We start from the raw sequence: 19177 nt of genomic DNA, 5'->3' as shown, positions 1-19177 counted from the left end.
GGATAAAACTCCTTTGTTGAAGATCGACTGAGTCTAGTGCCTGGTCAGACGCTTCGACACCCGGAAGATTCAATGTCGTGGACTGCTTGGCAAGTGCCTGCCGCCGGGGCTCGAAAGCCGCGCCGCGCACCCTGGCGCGGGCCAGGTCACGAGCGTATCGTCAACGCATCCTAGGTGGGGGAATTGCCCATGAGCAAACGCGTGGCATTGGTACTGGGATCGGGGGGCGCGCGTGGCTACGCGCATATCGGGGTAATCGAGGAAATCGAGGCGCGCGGCTACGAGATCGCCTGTATAGCGGGCTGTTCCATGGGCGCGGTGGTGGGCGGCATCTACGCCGCCGGCAAGCTCCGGCATTACCGCGAATGGACCGAGAGCCTGGACTATCTCGACGTGCTGCGCCTGCTGGATGTGAGCTTTCGCCTCGGCGCCATCCGTGGCGAAAAGGTCTTCGGGCGCATCCGCGAGATAGTCGGCGAGATCAACATCGAAGACCTCTCCATTCCCTACACGGCGGTCGCCACCGACCTCACCAACCAGCAGGAAATCTGGTTCCAGGAGGGTTGCCTGCACCAGGCCATGCGCGCGTCGGCGGCCATTCCCAGCCTGTTCACCCCGGTGGTCCAGGGCAGCCGCATGCTGGTGGACGGCGGTCTGCTCAATCCGCTGCCGATCATTCCGGTGGTGTCCCGGCACTGCGACCTGATCATCGCGGTCAACCTCAACGCCACCACCCCACGGGAATACCAGTTGCCGGTGATCGAACGCCCACCGGCGATCAAGAGCCGCGTCGACCTGCTGATGGCCTCCCTGCATTCGCGGCTGCCCTTCCTCAAGCGCAGCGGCTTCGAGGCCCACGATGTGCTCGATCCGGAGAGCCTGCCCGGCGGCAACCCCTGGCTGGAAGACGCGGCCCCGCAGATGCAGCAGCCGGCCGCCGCACCGCAAGCCGACGGCGCGCCCAAGTCCGCCAGCGGCTCGGAAGTGATCGCCAGCATCGGCCCCGCCTCGCTTCTGGACCTGGTGAACCAGAGCTTCGAGGTGATGCAGACCTCCCTCGCCCAGTACAAGATCGCCGGCTACCCGCCGGACATCCTGATCAACGTGCCCAAGCGCGTGTGCCGCTTCTTCGAGTTCTACAAGGCGCCGGAGTTGATCCAGCTGGGCCGGCAGATCGCACGGGAAACCATGGAAAGGTACGAGCAGGGCAACTGATCGGGATGCTTGGCCCGCTCTGCTTAGGGGCGAATTCATTCGCCAAGGGTGGCGCAGCCGACCCACGCACGCTCCCGGCCAAACCTGCGGTCCGGTTGGCGAATAAATTCGCCCCTACAAGTGTGCTTCGGTAGCCCGGATTTCATCCGGGCTACCGATCTCGCGAACGTTAGCGCTCGGGCTGTTCGCGAGCAGAGCTCGCTCCTACGGGATAGCGTCTCCCACCTAGAAAATCGACCAGTCGATCCGCTCGGAGAGTTTCTCCAGTGCCGCCATGCCGGCCAGCGAGTTGCCGGCCGGGTTGAGCTCCGGCGACCAGACGCAGACGCTGAAGCGCCCCGGCACCACCGCGACTATGCCGCCCCCTACCCCGCTCTTGCCCGGCAGGCCGACGCGGTAGGCGAAGTTGCCGGCTTCGTCGTAGAGCCCGCTGGTGGCCATGATGGCGTTCACCTGCTTGGCCTGGCGTGGCGTCAGCACCCGCTCGCCGCTGTGAGGGCTGACCCCGTCGTTGGCCAGGAAGCTGAAGGCCAGGGCCAGGTCGGCGCAGCTCATGCGGATGGCGCAGTGGTGGAAGTAGCTGTGCAGCACCGCTTCCACGTCGTTGTGGAAGTTGCCGAAGGACTGCATCAGGTAGGCCATGGCGGCGTTGCGCGCGCGGTGCTGGTATTCGGAGCGGGCCACCACCTCGTCCGAGACCAGCAGGCGGTTGCCCGACAGGCGCCGCACGAAATCGCGCATGGACAACGACGGCGCGGCGAAGCGCGACTCGTTGATGTCGCAGATCACCAGGGCGCCGGCATTGATGAAGGGGTTGCGCGGCACGCCACGCTCGAACTCCAGCTGCACCAGGGAATTGAACGGCTGGCCCGACGGCTCATGGCCCAGGCGTTCCCAGATGCCCTCGCCCGAATGCTGGATGGCCTGCACCAGGCTGAAGACCTTGGAGATGCTCTGGATGGAAAACGGCGTCAGGCCATCCCCGGCGTAGTACAGCTCGCCGTCGTTGCTGTAGACGGCAATCCCGAGCTGGTCGGGGCTGACGCAGGCGAGCGCGGGGATATAGCTGGCGACCTTGCCCTGTCCAATCAGCGGGCGGATCTCGTCGAGGATTTCATTCAACAGCTGCTGCATGCCGGTTCTTCCATTGGGTGGCGCCATCGCGCCCGTGCAGCACTGGACGCTCGCCGCCTGCCCCGTGGCACAGGGCGATCAGTTCTCTTTCAGACGATAGCCAACGCCGGCCTCGGTGACGATGTATCGCGGGTCGGCCGGGTCGTCGCCGAGCTTCTGCCGCAGGTGCCCCACCACCACCCGCAGGTAGTGGCTGTCCTCGACATGGGTGGGGCCCCAGATGTCCTTGAGCAGTTGCTGCTGGGTCACCACCCGGCCGAGGTGGCGGGCCAGTTGCGCGAGCACCGCGTACTCCTTGCGGGTGAGCTGCACCTCCTCTCCGCCCAGGGTCACCCGGCGGTAGGCGAAATCCAGCTGCAACGGACCGCTGGCGACGCTGGCCTGTTGCTGTTCGCCGGGCCCGGCCTGGCGCAGCATCACCCGTACCCGGGCGAGGAACTCCTGGATGCCGAAAGGCTTGGTCACGTAGTCGTTGGCGCCGCCGTCCAGGGCCAACACCTTCTCGCCCTCGCTGGCGCGCACCGAGAGCACCAGCACGGGCACCTGGGACCACTCGCGCAGCTCGCGGAGCACCTCCTGGCCGTCCATGTCCGGCAGGCCGAGGTCGAGCACCAGCAGGTCGGGCTTGGCCAGCGCGGCCTGTTCCAGGCCCTCGCGGCCGTTGGCGCCCTCCAGCACCCGGTAGCCCTGGGCCGCCAGGCTGATGCGCAGGAACTTGCGGATCTGCGCTTCGTCGTCGATGACCAGGATGGTCGGTTGGTTGGATGTCATGGTTGGTTCTTCAAACTCATTGCAGGGAGGGGCTTCTCTGTAGGGGCGAATTCATTCGCCAACCGAACCGCAGGTTCGGCCCTCGATGCCTCTGGGGCCGCTTCGCGTCCCTTGGCGAATGAATTCGCCCCTACGATGTTTCATTCGGCCGAATGCGCTCATTCTTCCTCCAACTGCGGCTGCGGATGCAACGGCAGGTGCAGGGTCAGGGTGGCGCCGCGGTGGTCCAGGCCTTCGCCCACGGTCACACGGCCGCCGTGGGCGCCGACCATGCCCTGGCAGATGGCCAGGCCGAGGCCCGTGCCCTGCCCGCCCCGGTCGCCACGGGCGGCGGTGTAGAACATGTCGAAGATCCGCTCGCGCTCATCCGGCGGAATGCCCGGCCCCTGGTCGGCAACGGAGAAACGCAGCTCGGCCTCGTCGGCCTCCACCGCCACCCGCAGGCGGCCGCCACTGGGGGAGAAGCGCGCGGCGTTCTCCAGCACGTTGACCAGCGCCTGCTCGATCAGCGCGGCATGCACATAGAGCAGCGGCAGTTGTTCCGGCACCCCGGTTTCCACCTGCAACGGCGCCAGCACCGGGCGCAAGCGCTGCAGGGCGCTGGCGACTATGTCCACCGGCGCCACCCAGTCGCGGGCGAGCTTGAGCCCGCCGTGGCCCAGGCGGGTCATGTCCAGCAGGTTCTGGATATAGCGATCGAGCCGCTCGGCTTCATCGCGAGTGCCCTCCAGCAACTCGCGGCGATCGTCCATGGGAATGGCTTCGCCCAGGGAAAGCAGACTGTCGATGGAGCCACGCATGGCGGTGAGCGGCGTACGCAGGTCATGGGAGACGGACGCCAGCAGCGCGCTGCGCAGTTGTTCGGTTTCCCCATGCAGGCGCGCCGCTTCCAGCTCTTCGGCCAGCTGGGCGCGGGCCAGGGCCTGGGCCAGCGGCTGGCCGAGGGCGGCGATCAACCGGCGACGGCCCACCGGCAACGGCGCCTCGTCACGGGGGCTGACCCCCAGCAGTACCAGCGGCCCCTCCTCTCCCGACAGCGGCAGCCACCACCAGCGGCCGCCCGGCAGTGTATCGGTGCCCAGGCCGGCCGGCTGGTCATGCTGCCAGGACCACTCCGCCGCCGCGCGTTCCTGGTCGGCCAGCAGGCGCTGGGCGCCCGCCTCCACCTTCCACACGCCATCGCGGCCACGGGACAGCAGGCAGACCTCCACGTCGCGCCAGGTCTCGAACTGCTGCACGGCGACATTGAGCACAGCCTGGCGGTCGGTAGCGGCGGTGAGCTTGCGCGACAGATCGAGCAGCGCGGTGGTTTCCGACTGGGTATCGCGCAGGGCGTCCAACTGGCGACGCTGACGCGAAGCAAGGTTACCGGTGAGCCCGGCCATCAGCAGGAAGAACAGCAGGGTCAGCACGTCTTCCTGGCGCGCGATGGTCAGCGAGAAGGTCGGCGGGATGAACAGGAAGTCATAGGCGATGAACGATAATCCGGCGCAGAGCAGTGCCGGCCCCAGGCTGCTGCGCACCGCCACCAGCAACACGGCGGCGAGGAACACCAGGGAGATGTTCGGCAACTCCAGGGTATGGGCCACCGCCCAGGCAACCAGGCTGGCGGTGATCGCCGCCACTACCGCCAGGCCGTAGTCCAGCAGGCGGGTGTGGTGAGTGGCCCTGGGGCTGGGCGGACGTCGGTCGACCTCGGTGTCCAGCACGCTCACTTCCAGGCCTTCGCCCAGGCGCAGCAGGCGTTCGGCCAGGCCTCGTCCCAGCAGGCGCCGGCGCAGGCGCTGACGGCTGCGGCCCACCAGCAGCAGGCTGGCGCGTCGCTCGGCTGCGTGCTGCACCAGCCCCTTGGCCACGGACTCGCCACGCAAGGTCACCACCTCGCCGCCCAGGCGCTCGGCCAGTTGCTGGGCGCCTTGCAGGCGCGAGCGGACTTCCTCGGAACGGGCACCTCCGGTGTCCACATAAACCACCGACCAGGGCAGGTGGCGTCGTTCGGCCACCCGGCTGGCATGGCGCACCAGCCGTTCGGCCTGGTGGTCGCCATCGATTCCCACCAGCAGCCGGCCACGCACGGCGGGGGCTTCCAGGCCGCGCTGGCGGTAACGCCGGTTGAGGTCGGCATCCACCCGCGCGGCGGCGGTCTGCATGGCCAGCTCGCGCAGGGCGGTGAGGTTGGTCTGGGAGAAGAAGGCGTCGATGGCCGCACGGGCCTGTTCGGGCACATAGACCTTGCCCTCGCGCAGGCGCTCCAGCAGCTCCCGGGGCGGCAGGTCGATCAGGAGGATCTCGTCGGCCTCCTGCAGCACCCAGTCCGGCAGGGTCTCGCGCACCTGCACGCCGGTGATGTCGTGGACCTGGTCGTTGAGGGCTTCCAGGTGCTGGACGTTGACCGTGGTGTAGACGTCGACGCCGGCGTCGAGCAGCTCCTCGACGTCCTGCCAGCGTTTGGCGTGGCGGCTGCCGGGGGCGTTGGTATGGGCCAGCTCGTCCACCAGCACCAGCTTCGGCGGCTGGGCGAGGATGCCGTCCAGGTCCATCTCGGTGAGGGCCATGCCGCGATAATCGAAACGCCGCAGCGGTTGCTGCGGCAGTCCGGCGAGCATGGCCTCGGTTTCCGCCCGGCCGTGGGTTTCCACCACCCCGGCGCGCAGGTCGACGCCCTGGCGCAGTTGCGCCTGGGCGGCCTGGAGCATGGCGTAGGTCTTGCCCACGCCCGGTGCCGCGCCGAGGAAGACCTTCAACCGGCCGCGCCCGCCTTGGGGCATGTCCGCCAGAAGCGCGTCGGCACGCCGGGTATCACTCATCGAGTCATCTCATTCAATGCCGTGTTCAGGGCCAGCACATTGACCACCGCCGGCCCTACGAGAGGTCGCTCGGTGCTCTGCTCCACCAGGCGCACCAGGCCCTCGGCCGGCAGCCCGCGTTCAGCGGCGATGCGCGGGATCTGGTAGCGCGCGGCGGCCGGCGGCAGGTGCGGGTCGAGGCCGCTGCCGGAGGTGGTCACCAGGGCCATGGGCACCGGGCCGCGACCTTCGGTGGCCAGGCGATGGGCTTCCTTGTTGATGCGCTCGGCCAGGGCCGGGTTACTCGGTGCCAGGTTGCTGGCGCCGCTGGCCACGGTGGCGAAGCTCGCGACCGAGGGGCGCGGCTGGAACCATTCGGGGCCTTCGAAGTTCTGTGCCAGCAGGGCGCTGCCACGCACCTCGCCCTTGGCATCGTGCACCAGGCTGCCGTTGGCCTGCTCGGGGAAGGCCAGTTGGGCGATGCCGGTAACGGTCAGGGGATAGGCGACGCCAGTGATCAGGGTCATCAAGGCCAGGAGGCTCAAGGCGGGACGAAGTTGGCTAAGCATATTCAGTTCCTCTCGGGAAATCTAAGTTGGAGAGAGGTTCCAGCCCTCTCCCCTAGCCCCTCCCCCGCAAACGGGAAAGGGGAGAAAGTCACACCAGTCCCACTGCGGTGAGCAGGACATCGATCACCTTGATGCCGAAGAACGGCGCGACTATGCCGCCCAGGCCGTAGATCAGCAGGTTGCGCCGCAGCAGGCTGGCGGCGTCCGTGGCCTGCACCCGCACCCCACGCAGGGCCAGGGGGATCAGCGCGACGATGATCAGCGCGTTGAACACGATGGCCGAGAGGATCGCGCTCTGCGGGCTGGCCAGCTGCATGATGTTGAGCACGCCCAGCTGCGGGTAGATGCCGGCGAACAGCGCGGGCAGGATGGCGAAGTACTTGGCCACGTCATTGGCCACCGAGAAGGTGGTCAGCGCGCCCCGGGTCACCAGCAGCTCCTTGCCCACCTGCACCACGTCCAGCAGCTTGGTGGGGTCGGAGTCCAGGTCCACCAGGTTGGCGGCCTCGCGAGCGGCCTGGGTGCCGTCGTTCATGGCCAGGCCGACGTCGGCCTGGGCCAGCGCCGGGGCATCGTTGGCGCCGTCGCCGCACATGGCGACCATCTTGCCCTCCCCTTGCTCCTGGCGGATGCGCGCCAGCTTCTTCTCCGGCGTGGCTTCGGCGATCACGTCGTCCACCCCGGCTTCGGCGGCGATGGCGGCGGCGGTCAGCGGGTTGTCGCCGGTCACCATCACGGTGCGGATGCCCATCTGGCGCAGCTCGGCGAAGCGGTCGCGGATGCCCGGCTTGACCACGTCTTTCAAATGGATGGCGCCCAGCAGCTTGCCGTCGGCCGCCACCAGCAGCGGGGTGCCGCCGCTCTGGGCGATCTTCTCGATTTCCCGGGCCAGCGGCGCCGGCACCTCGGCACGGGGCATGCCGACCCACTCCAGCACGGCGTCCACCGCGCCCTTGCGGTAGCTGCGGCCGGCCCAGTCGGCGCCGGAGAGGCGGGTCTCGGCGGTGAAGGGAATCGCGGTGACTTCCTCGCGGGCCGGCTCCTGCATCGAGTGCAGCGCACGCAGGTACTCGACTATGGACTTGCCTTCCGGGGTCTCGTCGGCCAGGGAGGCCAGCAGCGCGGCGTCGGAGAGTTCCTTGCCGGCCACGCCGGGGGCCTTGATCATCGCGCTGCAACGGCGGTTGCCGAAGGTGATGGTGCCGGTCTTGTCCAGCAGCAGCACATGCACGTCACCGGCGGCTTCCACCGCCCGGCCGGACTTGGCGATCACGTTCAGGCGCACCAGGCGATCCATGCCGGCGATGCCGATGGCCGAGAGCAGGCCGCCGATGGTGGTGGGGATCAGGGTCACCAGCAGCGCCACCAGGTACACCAGCGGCAGGTCGCCACCGGCGAAGCGGGCGAACGGCTGCAGGGTGGCCACCACCAGCAGGAAGATCAGGGTCAGGCCGATCAGCAGGATATCCAGCGCCACCTCGTTGGGGGTCTTCTGGCGCTTGGCGCCTTCCACCAGGGCGATCATCCGGTCCAGGGTGGACTCGCCCGGGTTGGCGGTGATCTTCACCAGCAGCCAGTCGGAGACGATGCGGGTGTTGCCGGTAACGGCGGAGCGGTCGCCGCCGGACTCGCGGATCACCGGCGCGGACTCGCCGGTGATGGCCGCTTCGTTGACCGCGGCGATACCCTCGATCACCTCGCCATCGCCTGGGATCAACTCGCCCGCCTCCACCCGCACCAGGTCACCACGACGCAGGCTGGCGGCCGGCACGGTCTCGAATTGGCCATTGGCCTTGCGGCGCCGGGCGGTGAGGCCCTGGCTGCCGGCCCGCAGGCTGTCGGCGCGGGCCTTGCCGCGCCCCTCGGCCAGGGCTTCGGCGAAGTTGGCGAAGAGCACGGTGAACCACAGCCAGAGGGCGATCTGCACGGCAAGGCCGGTGCTCACTGCAGGATTCGGGATGAAGCAGAGCACAGTGGTCAGCACCGCCGTCAGCTCGACCACCAGTATCACCGGCGAGCGCACCAGCTGACGCGGGTCGAGTTTGACGAAGGCCTGGCGCAGCGCCGGTTTCCACAGCGCGGCAAAGGAGGTCTTGGGTTGCTGGGTGGCGCCTTTGAGCGCCTGCATGGGGGCATTCATCATGGTTCTCCGTTAGAAGCCCTGGATTTGCATCAAGTGTTCGGCGATCGGCCCAAGGGCCAGCGCCGGCAGGAAGGTCAGGCCGCCCACCAGGAGGATGGTCAGGGTCAGCAGGGTGACGAACAGCGGACCATGGGTAGGGAAGCTGTTGGCCCCCAGCGGTGCGCGGTTCTTCATCGCCAGGCTGCCGGCGATGGCCAGTACCGGCAGGATGTAGCCGAAGCGGCCGAGGATCATCGCCAGCCCGATCAGCACGTTGTGGAACGGCGTGTTGGCGCCGAATCCTGCGAAGGCCGAGCCGTTGTTGGCGGTGCCCGAGGTGTAGGCGTAGAGGGCCTGGCTGAAGCCGTGGGCGCCAGGGTTGGTGATGGACGCGGCCGGGCCGGCGAGGCTGATGGCCAGGCCGCAGAACACCAGCACGCCCACCGGCATCACCAGCAGGGTGGCCACCAGCAGGCGCACTTCGCGGGCTTCCAGCTTCTTGCCGAGGTATTCGGGGGTGCGGCCGATCATCAGGCCGGCGAGGAACACCGCGATCAGCACGAACAGCAGCATGCCGTAGAGCCCGGCGCCGACACCGCCGAAGATCACCTCGCCGAGCATCATGTTGAACATCGGGACCATCCCGCCCAGGGCACTGAAGCTGTCATGCATGGCGTTCACCGAGCCGTTGGAGGCGGCCGTGGTGGTCACCGCCCAGAGGGCCGAGGCGGCGATGCCGAAGCGGCTTTCCTTGCCCTCCAGGGAACCGGACTGCTCGATGGGCAGTGCGGCCAGGGCCGGGTTCGGCTGGTACTCGCTGTAGAGGGTCACGCCCAGGCCGATGACGAACAGCAGCAGCATGCAGGCCAGCAGCGCGCGGCTCTGGCGCAGGTCCTTGACGTAGTGGCCGAAGGTGAACAGCAGGGCCGCCGGGATCAGGATGATCGAGGCCATCTCCAGCAGGTTGCTCCACGCGGTGGGGTTCTCGAACGGGTGTGCCGAGTTGACGCCGAAGAAGCCGCCACCATTGGTGCCCAGCTGCTTGATGGCGATCTGGCTGGCCGCCGGGCCGAGGGGGATGCTCTGCTCGGTGCCCTGCAGGGTCACGGCGTGGGCGTAGTCGGTCAGCGTCTGCGGCACGCCCTGCCAGACCAGGAACAGCGCCAGCAGCAGGCCCAGCGGCAGCAGGCCGTAAAGGGTGCCCCGGGTCAGGTCGACCCAGAAGTTGCCCAGGCGATCGGTGCTGCGGCGGCTGATGCCACGGGCGAAGGCCACCAGCACGCACAGGCCGACGGCGGCGCTGACGAAGTTCTGCACGCCAAGGCCGACCATCTGGCTGAAGTAGCTCAGCGACGCTTCGCCGCTATAGGCCTGCCAGTTGGTATTGGTGACGAAGCTGACGGCGGTGTTGAACGCCAGGCTCCATTCCAGGCCGGGTAGATTCTGCGGGTTCAGCGGCAGCGCGCCCTGCAGCATGAGGATGGCGAACAGCAGCGCGAAGCCGGCCAGGTTGAAGGCCAGCAGGGCCACGCAGTAGCCCTTCCAGTCCTGCTCGCGCTCGGCGTCGACGCCGGCGATGCGGTAGCAGAAGCGCTCGACGGGCGCGAATACCGGACTGAGGAAGGTACGTTGCCCCTCCATCACCCGGTAGTAGAAGCGCCCGAGCAAGGGTGCCGGCGCCAGCACCAGCACGAAAAAGGCCAGGATCAGCCCGATGTCCTGAAGTTGCATGTGGCCTCCTAGCCGCGATCGGCGCGCAGCAGCGCCACCAGCAGATAAATGAACAGTCCCATGGCCAGAACCAGGGACACCCCGTCGAGAACGCTCATTGCCTGTGCTCCTAGATGCGGTCTATGCCGCCGTGGAGCCATTGTCGGAAGGGGGCGCGTAAAGGAACGAGCCGCAGGGCGGGGCCGTGGCATAAAAAACGCGTAAAGAATCGGGAACCGAGCTCGATGCTCCCTGCGGCACGGCCGGCTCGATGCAGGAGCGAATTCATTCGCGAAGGGCCGCGAGGCCCGTGGGTCCGGTTGGCGCATGAATTCACACCCCATGTATCCACCCCGATACAAAGCCGACACGCCGCCGATACCCGGCTGCGCCAGCCTTGCCCGCCCATGGCTAGCGCGCCGCGCTCGCGCTAGCATTCGCCCCTGTGATTCCCGGGGGCGGACCATGCCCGCCCTCCTTTCGGCCAGAGCTCCAACATGCAATCGACCCCTGCTTCGGACACGCCCTTCTCCCGGAACCGCTGGAGCGTCCGCGCGCTGATAGTCGACGACGACGCGCCCATCCGTGAGCTGCTCTGCGATTACCTGGCGCGTTTCAACATCGAAGCGGTGGGCGTGGATGACGGCCAAGGCATGCGCCAGGCCCTGGCCGACTCGCGCTTCGACGTGGTGGTGCTGGACCTGATGCTGCCCGGCGAGGACGGCCTGTCCCTGTGCCGCTGGCTGCGTTCCGGGTCGGACATTCCCATCCTGATGCTCACCGCCCGCTGCGAACCGGCGGACCGCATCATCGGCCTGGAGCTGGGTGCCGACGACTACATGGCCAAGCCCTTCGAGCCCCGCGAACTGGTGGCGCGCATCCAGACCATCCTGCGCCGCGTACGGGACGACCGCGAAGGCCCACGCGCCGACAACCGCAGCAGCATCCGCTTCGATGGCTGGTGCCTGGACAGCGTGCTGCGCCAACTGCAGTCCCCCGAGGGGCTGCTGGTGCCGCTGTCCAACGCCGAATTCCGCCTGCTCTGGGTCTTCCTCGAACGGCCGCGGCGGATACTCAGCCGCGAACAGTTGCTGGACGCCGCGCGGGGCCGCTCGATCGAGGCCTTCGACCGCAGCATCGACCTGCTGGTCTCGCGCCTGCGGCAGAAGCTCGGCGACGACCCGCGCTCGCCGCGCCTGATCAAGACGGTGCGGGGCGAAGGCTACCTGTTCGACGCACGGGACATCGGCTGATGCGCCAGGCCGACACCCTCTTCGCGCGGCTGTTCGGCATCTTCCTGCTGGCCATCGTCATCGCCCACCTGCTGGCCTTCATCTGGTTCAGACACTACGGCGGCCCGCCGCCCCCTCCTCCTCCGCCACCGCCGTCCGGCCAGGCCTTCGCCGGCCCGCCACCACCGCCACCGCCACGCTTCGGCGGGCCCTGGGTGCTGCTGGCCTTCCAGTGCATCACCCTGGTGGCTGCCGCCTGGCTTGGCGCACGCTGGCTGGCGCGGCCCATCCAGCGCCTGTCGGAAGCCGCCGAGCGCCTGAGCGACGACCTGGAAAGCCCGGCCCTGGAAGAACGCGGCCCGCAGGAAGTACGCCAGGCCGCCCACGCCTTCAACCGCATGCAGGAGCGAATCCGCGCCCAGGTCGCCCAGCGCAGCCGCATGCTCGCGGCGGTTTCCCACGACTTGCGCACCCCACTGGCACGCATGCGCCTGCGGGTGGAACAGGTCGAAGACCAGGCCCTGCACGGGCGCCTCTCCCAGGACCTGGGCGAGATGTCGGGCATGCTCAATGCCACCCTCAACTACTTCAACGAACAGCGCGCCCACGAGGAACTGCAATGGTTCGACCTGCAGGCCCTGGTGGAATCCCTGGCCGAGGACGCCCTGGACCATGGCGTCGAGGTGACCGTCAGCGGACACTGCGCGCCCCTGCGGGCCCAGCCGCTGGCGATGCGCAGCTCTATCGCCAACCTGGTGGACAACGCCCAGCGCTATGCCGGGCATGCGCACATCCACCTGGAGGACAGTCCGACGCAGGTGATCGTCGAAGTCCGCGACCAGGGGCCGGGCATTCCCGAGGCCATGCTTGACGCGGTGTTCGAACCCTTCTACCGCCTGGAAGGCTCCCGCAACCGCAACTCCGGCGGCATCGGCCTCGGCCTGACCATCGCCCGCGAAGCGGCCCGGCGCCAGGGCGGCGACCTGCAACTGCTCGCCCCCGAAGGCGGCGGCCTCCTCGCCCGCCTGACTCTGCCGCGCCGTTGAGCCAAGAGCCCTCGTAGGATGGGGCGGGCGGCGTTCCGCTGAGCTTGCGATACCCATCGGCTGATGTGATGGGTATCGCTTCGCTCAACCCATCCTACGATTGATGCCACACCGTAGGGTGCGCCATGCGCACCGCCCCGCTCTGTCAGCGCACCGATACAAACTCCACACAGCCTGGACAACTGCACGGTTGAGACTGCCAAGGCCGGAAATCCCCTTCCGGTACCCACCCGCACAGGAGTGCCCCCATGATCAGTGGAGTCGGCAGTTACTCGAGTTACAACTACACCTCAAGCTCGGCCACAGCCTCGACGCGTCCGCAAGGCTGCGGCGCGACGGACCAGAACAAGGCCCAGGAAAAGCTCTTCAGCTTGCTGGACGCCAACGGCGACGGCAGCGTGGCCAAGGACGAACTGGCCACCGCCCTCGAATCCGCCAAGGAGAGCGACAGCGGTCTGGAGATCGATCTGGACGAGCTGTTCAGCCAGCTGGACGCCAACTCGGACGGTGCCATCGACCTCGATGAAACCGCCGCCCTGGCACCACCACCGCCGCCACACGGCGGTCCGAACCCCGAGGAGCTGTTCGCCAGCCTCGATACCGACGGCGACGGCGTGCTCGGCCTGGAAGAGCTGACCAGTGCCGTGGGCACCGACAGCGAGCTGGATGTGGACGCCCTGTTCGGCGAGCTGGACAGCGACGGCGACGGCAGCCTGAGCCAGGAAGAAACCGCCGCCCTCGCCCCACCGCCTCCGCCGCCCGGCCAGGGCCCGGAGGGCCTGCAGTTCGGCCAGTCGCAAGAGGTCGCGAGCAGCGCTACCGGGCAGGACCAGGGCTATGGCCGCCTGGTGGCCGCCCTGCTCAAGCAATACGAAGCCGGTGCCGGCTACGTCGGCAACCAGGTGGGCAGCCAGTTGAGCCTGTCGGCCTGACGGGTGCCGGCCATCCTCGGATGGCCGGCTCACCCGCCGCCGGGCCGTTGAATATCGCTTTTCTTCCCACCGCCGCCTCCCTATGATCGGCGCAGGCTGATGCTGCCTGCCGCTCGCACCCGCAAGGGACTGGTGAAAGCATCGCTCGATGATCACTCCCCATTGCACCTCTATGACCGTCGAAGATCGGCAACGCGAGCCCCCCAAGGCTTCGACCTCTGGAGGAAAGCATGTCATCCATCGAACAGGCCAAGCAGATGGCCAAGCGGTTGCGGGCCCTGCTTGCGCAACGCGATCAGGAAATCTCCCACTCCACCGCCCTCGAACTGGTCGCCAACCAGCTCGGCTACAAGGACTGGAACACCGCCTCGGCGAAACTCCCCGGCGAACCCGCCCCCGAGACCATCGCCTTCGAGCGGGCCATCCCCATCCTGCGGATCTTCGACGAGACCAAGGCACGGGAATTCTATTGCGGCTTCCTCGGCTTCGACGTCGAGTTCGAGCACCGCTTCGAACCCGACCTGCCGCTGTACATGGGCATCAACCGGGCCGGGCTGCACCTGCACCTGTCCGAGCACCATGGCGACGCCAGCCCGGGGGCGACCCTCTTCGTGCCGATGCGCAACATCCAGGCCTTCAACGATGAGCTGCTCGGCAAGCGCTACGGTTACGGCCGCCCCGGTGTGGTCCAGGAGGACTGGGGCAAGGTCATGGAAGTCTACGACCCCTTCGGCAACCGCATCCGCTTCTGCCAGTACTGACCGCGACACGGCGGAGCCGGGCCCTCCGGCTCCGCCCAAAAAAGTGTGACGAACCCTGCAAAACGGCCCTCCAGCCCTTACAATCAGGCGCGTCTACCGCAAGCACAGCACCCTCCGTATATGCCGCTCGATCCACTCACGATGCTGACCCTCTCCGTCGCCCTCGCCGCAGCCGCCGCGCTGTACCTGGCGGTGGAATGGGGCAGCATTCGAGAGCCCTCACTGCTGTTCTGGAGTGCGGGTTTCGCCACCATCTCCGTGGGTTCCACCCTTGCCCTGCTGCGGAGCAACGGCTACTTGCTCATCGGCATCTGGTTCGCCAATGGCCTGCTGGTGCTGGCCCACTGGCTGTTCCTGCTGGGTGTCGCACGCTTCACCGGGACGCGGCTGTCCCGCGCCTGGTACCTGATCTTCGTCGCCTGGACAGCCCTGCTGTTGCTGCCGGAAGGGCCGCTGTGGTCGAAGCTGATGTTCCTGGCCAACTCCCTGCTGGTGGCCTTGCTGGCGCTCAGGGCCAGCGCTCTGCTGCGGCCCCACGGCCGGTCGCTGAGCGTGGGGGCCGTGCAGCTGCGCTACGTGCTGCTGGCCCACGGCCTGTTCTATATCGCCAAGTCCCTCACGGTTGTGGTGCCCGGCACCCTGCTGGACCTGACGGCCTTCCGTGGCGAGATCATCCAGATCTCCCTGGTGGAGGGCACCATGGCCATCATGCTGATCGCCCTCTCCATGACCGGCACCGAGCGCCATCGAAGGGAGAAACGCATCGCGCGACTGGCCGCCCGCGACCCCCTGACCACCCTCTACAACCGGCGCGCCCTCGAAGCCCGCGCACCGCGCCTGCTGGAAGACGTCTCCAGTGCGCGACCGGGCGCCCTGCTGCTGATCGATATCGACAACTTCAAGCTGGTCAACGACCTGTTCGGCCATGGCGCCGGCGACCGCCTGCTGGTGGCCCTCAGCGAGATGATTCGCTCCGCGCTGCCAGAACGCGCCCTGGCGGCCCGGCTGGGCGGCGACGAGTTCGTCATCCTCCTCGGCGAGACCTCCAGCGAGCGCCTCCTGGCGCTGGGCAACGCCTTGCGCGAGCAGTTCAACAGCACCGCCGCCCAGACCTTCTCCACCCCCGAGCCGGTGACCCTGAGCATCGGCGCCAGCCTCTTCGACCAACCTCCGGCCAGCCTGGCGGCGCTGATCGAACAAGGCGACGCCGCGCTCTACGAATCCAAGCGCGGCGGCCGCGACAGCATCCGCCTGGTCGACCGCTCCAGCGGCGAGCCGCTGCGCACGAGCTGATTCGCCGAAGCAAGTGCGACCTCGCCGGGGTAGGCCCGGCAAGGCGCATCAGTCCTCCCGCCGCCCCTTCAGCTGCCGCACGAACAAGGCGAGCAGCTCGGATTGGCTGCCGACCTGCAGTTTTTCGTAGAGGCTGCGCCGATGCACCTTCACCGTGCCCGGGGCGATCTGCAGCCGCTGCGACGCCGACTGGTTGGAATGCCCCTCCAGCAGCAACCGCGCCACCTCGCACTCCCGTGCGGTGAGCACGCCCTGGCCGAAACGCTCGAACTCATCGCCCACCCGCTGATCCAGGTCATGGGTAATGCACGGGTCACCCGGCCGATGCACCGCCCAGGCCGAACGCAGCACCTGCGCTACCACCGGCATCGCGCTCTGCAACAGCCCCCGCTCCTCCTCGCTGAACGCCGCCAGATCCCGCCGCCGCACCAGCCAGAGCACCGCCCGGCTCCCCTCCCCCAGGCTGACGATGTAGCCCAGCTTCTCGGCCAGCTGCAGATGGCGGTAGTAGGTGCGGAAATACTCAGTGGTCTCGAAGCGCTCCGGCGCCAGCCGCCGCATGCTGTACAGCCCATCGGCCTGGCCGAACAGGCAGGCCAGGTGGAAGGGGTCCAGCAGGTAGGGCCCAGCCTGGTAGTCCGTCACGAAAACCGGCCGCAACGCTGGCGCAAAGGTATCGAACAACACCAGCGGCGGGCCGCAGCCTTCATGAACGAACAGCGCCAGGTGCTCCGGCGCGGCCAGGTGCTGGAGCCAGGCGGTCAGCGCATGCAGCTGGGCCTGGCCCGGGGGCTGGATCAGGACCTGGGTGATTTCCCGGGCCCATTGGGTTAGCTGTCCGTGCAATGGCGTGCCCTCGAAACAGAAATTGCCAAAGACAAGCGCCCGAGAGTGGTGCCCGGAAACCTTTCGATCGCCTCTTCGATAAGCCAATTGGGTCGTAAATGCCGTGGCCGTACAGGCATCTTAGCCCGCAGATTTTCGCAATGGCAAGAATATCGGCATTACAAGACAACGACGGCAGCCTGCTCAGGCTGGGAGAAGCGATACGTGCCCGCCGCCGGGCACTGGACCTATCGCAAGAAGCGCTCGCGGATGCGGCGGGAATTGATCGATCTCATATGGGAAAGATCGAGCGCGGGGAGCGGAACGTCACGTTCCTGAACATTGCGCGTATTGCGACTGCGATGGGGTGCAGGCCATCCGAGCTCCTTGCTGACGCAGAGTTGTGAAGCCAGGCGCTGCGCCCTCCCCCTGCAATCCAAATCGAGCGACGCCGTTCGGCCAAAACCGTCATGCTAGAAGTGCAATTTTCGACCTCAATCACAACGACAAGCCAGAGAGTTTGGGCACAAGATTGGGCACGCTCGCGAACCTCCACTCCCACCGTTCTTTCAGCTGCTGCGAGCATCTATCGAAGTAATGACTTCTTGCATCGTGAGTAGAGCGGGTTCGAGGCATCGGGCAAGCAGAGTCGCGTAGTGCGTAGGCTGAATCTCTCTCCCCCGCGGTATAAAAAGGGGATCTCCCAATCGTCTCCGCAATTTACTCAGCACGTTACTGACAGCGGGTTGGGTGACGTTCAGCTTTAAGGCGGCCCTGGATACCCCTCGTTCCCGATAGACAACCATGAAAGTCACCCAAGCATTCAGGTCGAAAGCACGGAAGGCCTGCTCATCGAACTCCATCAAGGGGCTCCAACTCCGCACTCTCTGAGACGCTGCTGAAGCGGATGCTCGCGGAGTGCTGTCTCAGGAAGCCCAGCAGCTCATCGAGTTCCACGGAGGAGAAGTGTTGGACCATCGCATTGAGGCTGATCCAGTAGCCATTAAGGACCCAGAACTGTTGATCATCTTGGGCACGGCGCAGGCCGTACTGAAGGCAGCCGGGTAGCGATCCCAAGCGTGTGGTGAGCTCCATCAGGTCCTGCTCAAAATGCTCAGCTGCACTTGGGCGAGCCCAGACCTCCAAAGTGTTCACATGACTGACGGACATGGAAGTTGCCTCCTGGATAGAGGCCGGCGGCGGGCGCCGGCCAAACGTAACAATCAACGGGACAGGTCCAGCGAGACAGACGCCTCGGACTCGGGAGCTGGGCGGCTGAGGAAACCGAACACCGCCAGGGCCGACAGCAGGGTGATCCCGGTGAGGATGTGCAACAGCACGTCGAAAGACTCGAGGTAACTCGCTACCAGGATGGCCCGCGGAATCTCGGGCACGAGCGTTGCGGCACGGACAAGTTCACCGGCAGCCACCTGCTGCGCGACTCCGGCCAGGCCGGCAATTTCACTGTCCACCGCGTCCAGCAGATATGCCTGGGTGAGGGATGCCAGGATGGCGCTCACAATCGCAAGGGCAACGCCCTCGCCAGCGACGCGGGCAGTATTGAAGATGCCGGTCGCCATGCCAGCGCGCTCCTTCGGTACCACGCTGATCGCCAGGCCATCCATCAGGCCCCAGGGCAGGCCGGCGCCGACGCCGATCAGCAGCATCGGCAGAATCACTTCGGTACCCGATGCAGCCGAATCGAGGCGGGAAAACCATTGCAGACCGACGGCTGCAATCACGAAGCCCAGGCCGGACAGCAGGCCAGGCGAAATCCAGCGCGCCAGGGTAGCGGCCAGGATCGGCACCACCAGCATGGGCGCGGACAGGGCCAGCAGCATCCAGCCCGCCTCAATCTCACTCATGCCCTCAACACCGATGAAGCGCAGCGGCAGGATTACCACCAGCACGATGTAGCAGTAGCAGGTGCCAATAGGCAGCAGCTGCACCCCCACAAAGCGCGGGATGCGGAACAGGCTGAGGTCAAGCATGGGACGGGCGACGCGGTTCTCCACCTTGATGAACGCAACCAGCAGCGCCGCCGAAGCCAGCAACAATCCGACGACCAGCGGGCTATCCCAACCGCTCTCCGGTCCCTGGATCACCCCGAAGGTGAAGCACGCCAGGGTTCCGGTGAAGGTCAAGGTGCCAGGCCAGTCGAGCCCCGTAGCGTTCGGGTCGCGGGTTTCACGCATACGCGGCAGGCCGAAGATCATCGACAACGCACCCAGCGCCGCCGTGGCGAAGAAGATCGAGCGCCAGCCCAGGCTTTCGATCAGCAGGCCCGACACCAGCGGGCCGAAGGCCAGGCCAATGCCGAAGGTGGTCCCGAGCATGCTGAACGCACGGGTCTGAGCATGCCCTTCGAACTCCTGGGCCAGAGCTGCCGAGCCGCTGGCCAACGCCGCCGCCCCGGCCACGCCTTGCAGCGCCCGCAGCAGGTCCAGCGAGAGCACGCTGGGCGCGAAGCCCTGGGCAAAGGACGTGAGGGTGAAGAGCGCGGTGCCGATGCAGAAGAGGCGTTTGCGGCCGTATTGGTCGGCCAGCGCGCCGGCGGCCATCAGCAAGCTGCCGAAGGTCAGCATGAAGGCGTTGGTGATCCAGGTGAGCTGGACCGCACTGCCGCCCAGTTCGTGTCCAATGGCCGGACGTGCCACGGCGCCACCGGTAAAGCTCATCGGCAGCACCAAGGCTGCCAGACAGATCGAGGCGAGGATCATCAAGCTGCCTCGCGAGTTTGCTGTGCTCATTGCTTTTTCCACCATGAGTTCGCCCAGGGCG

18 protein-coding genes are annotated in these 19177 nt (G+C 67.1%); 7 read left to right on the top strand and 11 right to left on the bottom strand.

All coding sequences use genetic code 11. The features are described 5' to 3' along the window. The first annotated feature begins 189 nt into the window (after positions 1 to 189). Positions 190 to 1215, top strand: a complete 1026-nt coding sequence (locus PCA10_RS11100) for a patatin-like phospholipase family protein (protein WP_016492167.1) — start codon at positions 190 to 192, stop codon at positions 1213 to 1215. Positions 1216 to 1440: 225 nt separating this feature from the next. Here the strand turns inward: PCA10_RS11100 and glsB are convergent, their stop codons facing one another. The 7 genes from glsB to kdpF form a co-directional block, all read right to left on the bottom strand. Beyond that, positions 1441 to 2349 (bottom strand): glutaminase B, encoded by a 909-nt coding sequence (glsB, locus tag PCA10_RS11095; protein ID WP_016492166.1) that lies wholly within the window; start codon positions 2347 to 2349, stop codon positions 1441 to 1443. A 78-nt stretch (positions 2350 to 2427) separates the two neighbouring features. Beyond that, positions 2428 to 3120, bottom strand: coding sequence for a response regulator (locus PCA10_RS11090; RefSeq protein ID WP_016492165.1), 693 nt, complete (start codon positions 3118 to 3120; stop codon positions 2428 to 2430). A 158-nt stretch (positions 3121 to 3278) separates the two neighbouring features. Then, positions 3279 to 5927, bottom strand: a complete 2649-nt coding sequence (locus PCA10_RS11085) for a sensor histidine kinase (protein ID WP_016492164.1) — start codon at positions 5925 to 5927, stop codon at positions 3279 to 3281. Beyond that, entirely contained in the window at positions 5924 to 6475 is a 552-nt protein-coding gene (gene kdpC, locus PCA10_RS11080) for a potassium-transporting ATPase subunit KdpC (protein ID WP_016492163.1), read from the bottom strand. The genes PCA10_RS11085 and kdpC overlap by 4 nt, the downstream gene beginning before the upstream one ends. Before the next feature lie 88 nt (positions 6476 to 6563). Further along, a complete protein-coding gene (gene kdpB / locus PCA10_RS11075; protein WP_016492162.1) occupies positions 6564 to 8615 on the bottom strand; it encodes a potassium-transporting ATPase subunit KdpB in 2052 nt (683 codons plus the stop codon). A gap of 12 nt (positions 8616 to 8627) precedes the next feature. Beyond that, positions 8628 to 10328, bottom strand: coding sequence for a potassium-transporting ATPase subunit KdpA (gene kdpA, locus PCA10_RS11070; protein WP_016492161.1), 1701 nt, complete (start codon positions 10326 to 10328; stop codon positions 8628 to 8630). Between the two features lie 8 nt (positions 10329 to 10336). Continuing rightward, positions 10337 to 10426, bottom strand: a complete 90-nt coding sequence (gene kdpF, locus PCA10_RS11065; protein WP_041770214.1) for a K(+)-transporting ATPase subunit F — start codon at positions 10424 to 10426, stop codon at positions 10337 to 10339. 378 nt (positions 10427 to 10804) lie between these two features. Here kdpF and PCA10_RS11060 point away from each other — a divergent pair, with 378 nt between their 5' ends. From PCA10_RS11060 to PCA10_RS11040, 5 genes are all read left to right on the top strand, one after another. Beyond that, a complete protein-coding gene (locus PCA10_RS11060) occupies positions 10805 to 11560 on the top strand; it encodes a response regulator (protein ID WP_016492160.1) in 756 nt (251 codons plus the stop codon). Then, positions 11557 to 12585 (top strand): ATP-binding protein, encoded by a 1029-nt coding sequence (locus PCA10_RS11055; protein WP_144277034.1) that lies wholly within the window; start codon positions 11557 to 11559, stop codon positions 12583 to 12585. Before PCA10_RS11060 ends, PCA10_RS11055 begins: the two co-directional genes overlap by 4 nt. 248 nt (positions 12586 to 12833) lie before the next feature. Further along, positions 12834 to 13517, top strand: a complete 684-nt coding sequence (xopAW, locus tag PCA10_RS11050) for a XopAW family type III secretion system calcium-binding effector (RefSeq protein ID WP_016492158.1) — start codon at positions 12834 to 12836, stop codon at positions 13515 to 13517. A 230-nt stretch (positions 13518 to 13747) separates the two neighbouring features. Then, entirely contained in the window at positions 13748 to 14278 is a 531-nt protein-coding gene (locus PCA10_RS11045; RefSeq protein ID WP_016492157.1) for a glyoxalase superfamily protein, read from the top strand. 120 nt (positions 14279 to 14398) lie between these two features. Further along, on the top strand, positions 14399 to 15571 hold the full coding sequence (locus PCA10_RS11040; RefSeq protein ID WP_081663932.1) for a GGDEF domain-containing protein: 1173 nt from the start codon (positions 14399 to 14401) through the stop codon (positions 15569 to 15571). A gap of 48 nt (positions 15572 to 15619) precedes the next feature. On the opposite strand, the gene PCA10_RS11035 is transcribed toward PCA10_RS11040, so the two are convergent. After that, a complete protein-coding gene (locus PCA10_RS11035) occupies positions 15620 to 16417 on the bottom strand; it encodes a helix-turn-helix transcriptional regulator (RefSeq protein ID WP_016492155.1) in 798 nt (265 codons plus the stop codon). Between the two features lie 140 nt (positions 16418 to 16557). Here PCA10_RS11035 and PCA10_RS11030 point away from each other — a divergent pair, with 140 nt between their 5' ends. Continuing rightward, positions 16558 to 16803, top strand: a complete 246-nt coding sequence (locus PCA10_RS11030; RefSeq protein ID WP_016492154.1) for a helix-turn-helix domain-containing protein — start codon at positions 16558 to 16560, stop codon at positions 16801 to 16803. Between the two features lie 162 nt (positions 16804 to 16965). Here the strand turns inward: PCA10_RS11030 and PCA10_RS11025 are convergent, their stop codons facing one another. From PCA10_RS11025 to PCA10_RS11015, 3 genes are read right to left on the bottom strand one after another with little or no spacing between them, the layout of a single operon-like run. Next, positions 16966 to 17259 carry a helix-turn-helix domain-containing protein gene (locus PCA10_RS11025; protein ID WP_041770212.1) on the bottom strand — a complete coding sequence of 98 codons (294 nt, stop codon included), beginning with the start codon at positions 17257 to 17259 and terminating at the stop codon, positions 16966 to 16968. Then, positions 17246 to 17566 (bottom strand): antibiotic biosynthesis monooxygenase family protein, encoded by a 321-nt coding sequence (locus tag PCA10_RS11020; protein WP_016492153.1) that lies wholly within the window; start codon positions 17564 to 17566, stop codon positions 17246 to 17248. Before PCA10_RS11020 ends, PCA10_RS11025 begins: the two co-directional genes overlap by 14 nt. A 53-nt stretch (positions 17567 to 17619) precedes the next feature. Next, positions 17620 to 19146, bottom strand: coding sequence for an MFS transporter (locus PCA10_RS11015; protein ID WP_041770211.1), 1527 nt, complete (start codon positions 19144 to 19146; stop codon positions 17620 to 17622). Between the last annotated feature and the right edge of the window lie 31 nt (positions 19147 to 19177).

The sequence above is a fragment of the Pseudomonas resinovorans NBRC 106553 genome (assembly GCF_000412695.1).
Lineage (GTDB): Bacteria > Pseudomonadota > Gammaproteobacteria > Pseudomonadales > Pseudomonadaceae > Metapseudomonas > Metapseudomonas resinovorans_A.
Note: the sequence above shows the minus strand (reverse complement) of the source record. Positions and strands in the feature narration are given on the sequence as shown.

What these genes read in the sequence shown, in the direction of transcription:
- PCA10_RS11025 (WP_041770212.1), bottom strand. Translation starts at nt 17,259, where the DNA reads ATGGAGTTCGATGAGCAGGCCTTCCGTGCTTTCGACCTGAATGCTTGG.
- PCA10_RS11090 (WP_016492165.1), bottom strand. Translation starts at nt 3,120, where the DNA reads ATGACATCCAACCAACCGACCATCCTGGTCATCGACGACGAAGCGCAG.
- PCA10_RS11030 (WP_016492154.1), top strand. Translation starts at nt 16,558, where the DNA reads ATGGCAAGAATATCGGCATTACAAGACAACGACGGCAGCCTGCTCAGG.
- PCA10_RS11020 (WP_016492153.1), bottom strand. Translation starts at nt 17,566, where the DNA reads ATGTCCGTCAGTCATGTGAACACTTTGGAGGTCTGGGCTCGCCCAAGT.
- kdpC (WP_016492163.1), bottom strand. Translation starts at nt 6,475, where the DNA reads ATGCTTAGCCAACTTCGTCCCGCCTTGAGCCTCCTGGCCTTGATGACC.
- PCA10_RS11060 (WP_016492160.1), top strand. Translation starts at nt 10,805, where the DNA reads ATGCAATCGACCCCTGCTTCGGACACGCCCTTCTCCCGGAACCGCTGG.
- PCA10_RS11100 (WP_016492167.1), top strand. Translation starts at nt 190, where the DNA reads ATGAGCAAACGCGTGGCATTGGTACTGGGATCGGGGGGCGCGCGTGGC.
- kdpA (WP_016492161.1), bottom strand. Translation starts at nt 10,328, where the DNA reads ATGCAACTTCAGGACATCGGGCTGATCCTGGCCTTTTTCGTGCTGGTG.
- PCA10_RS11085 (WP_016492164.1), bottom strand. Translation starts at nt 5,927, where the DNA reads ATGAGTGATACCCGGCGTGCCGACGCGCTTCTGGCGGACATGCCCCAA.
- xopAW (WP_016492158.1), top strand. Translation starts at nt 12,834, where the DNA reads ATGATCAGTGGAGTCGGCAGTTACTCGAGTTACAACTACACCTCAAGC.
- PCA10_RS11045 (WP_016492157.1), top strand. Translation starts at nt 13,748, where the DNA reads ATGTCATCCATCGAACAGGCCAAGCAGATGGCCAAGCGGTTGCGGGCC.
- kdpB (WP_016492162.1), bottom strand. Translation starts at nt 8,615, where the DNA reads ATGAATGCCCCCATGCAGGCGCTCAAAGGCGCCACCCAGCAACCCAAG.
- PCA10_RS11015 (WP_041770211.1), bottom strand. Translation starts at nt 19,146, where the DNA reads ATGAGCACAGCAAACTCGCGAGGCAGCTTGATGATCCTCGCCTCGATC.
- kdpF (WP_041770214.1), bottom strand. Translation starts at nt 10,426, where the DNA reads ATGAGCGTTCTCGACGGGGTGTCCCTGGTTCTGGCCATGGGACTGTTC.
- glsB (WP_016492166.1), bottom strand. Translation starts at nt 2,349, where the DNA reads ATGCAGCAGCTGTTGAATGAAATCCTCGACGAGATCCGCCCGCTGATT.
- PCA10_RS11040 (WP_081663932.1), top strand. Translation starts at nt 14,399, where the DNA reads ATGCCGCTCGATCCACTCACGATGCTGACCCTCTCCGTCGCCCTCGCC.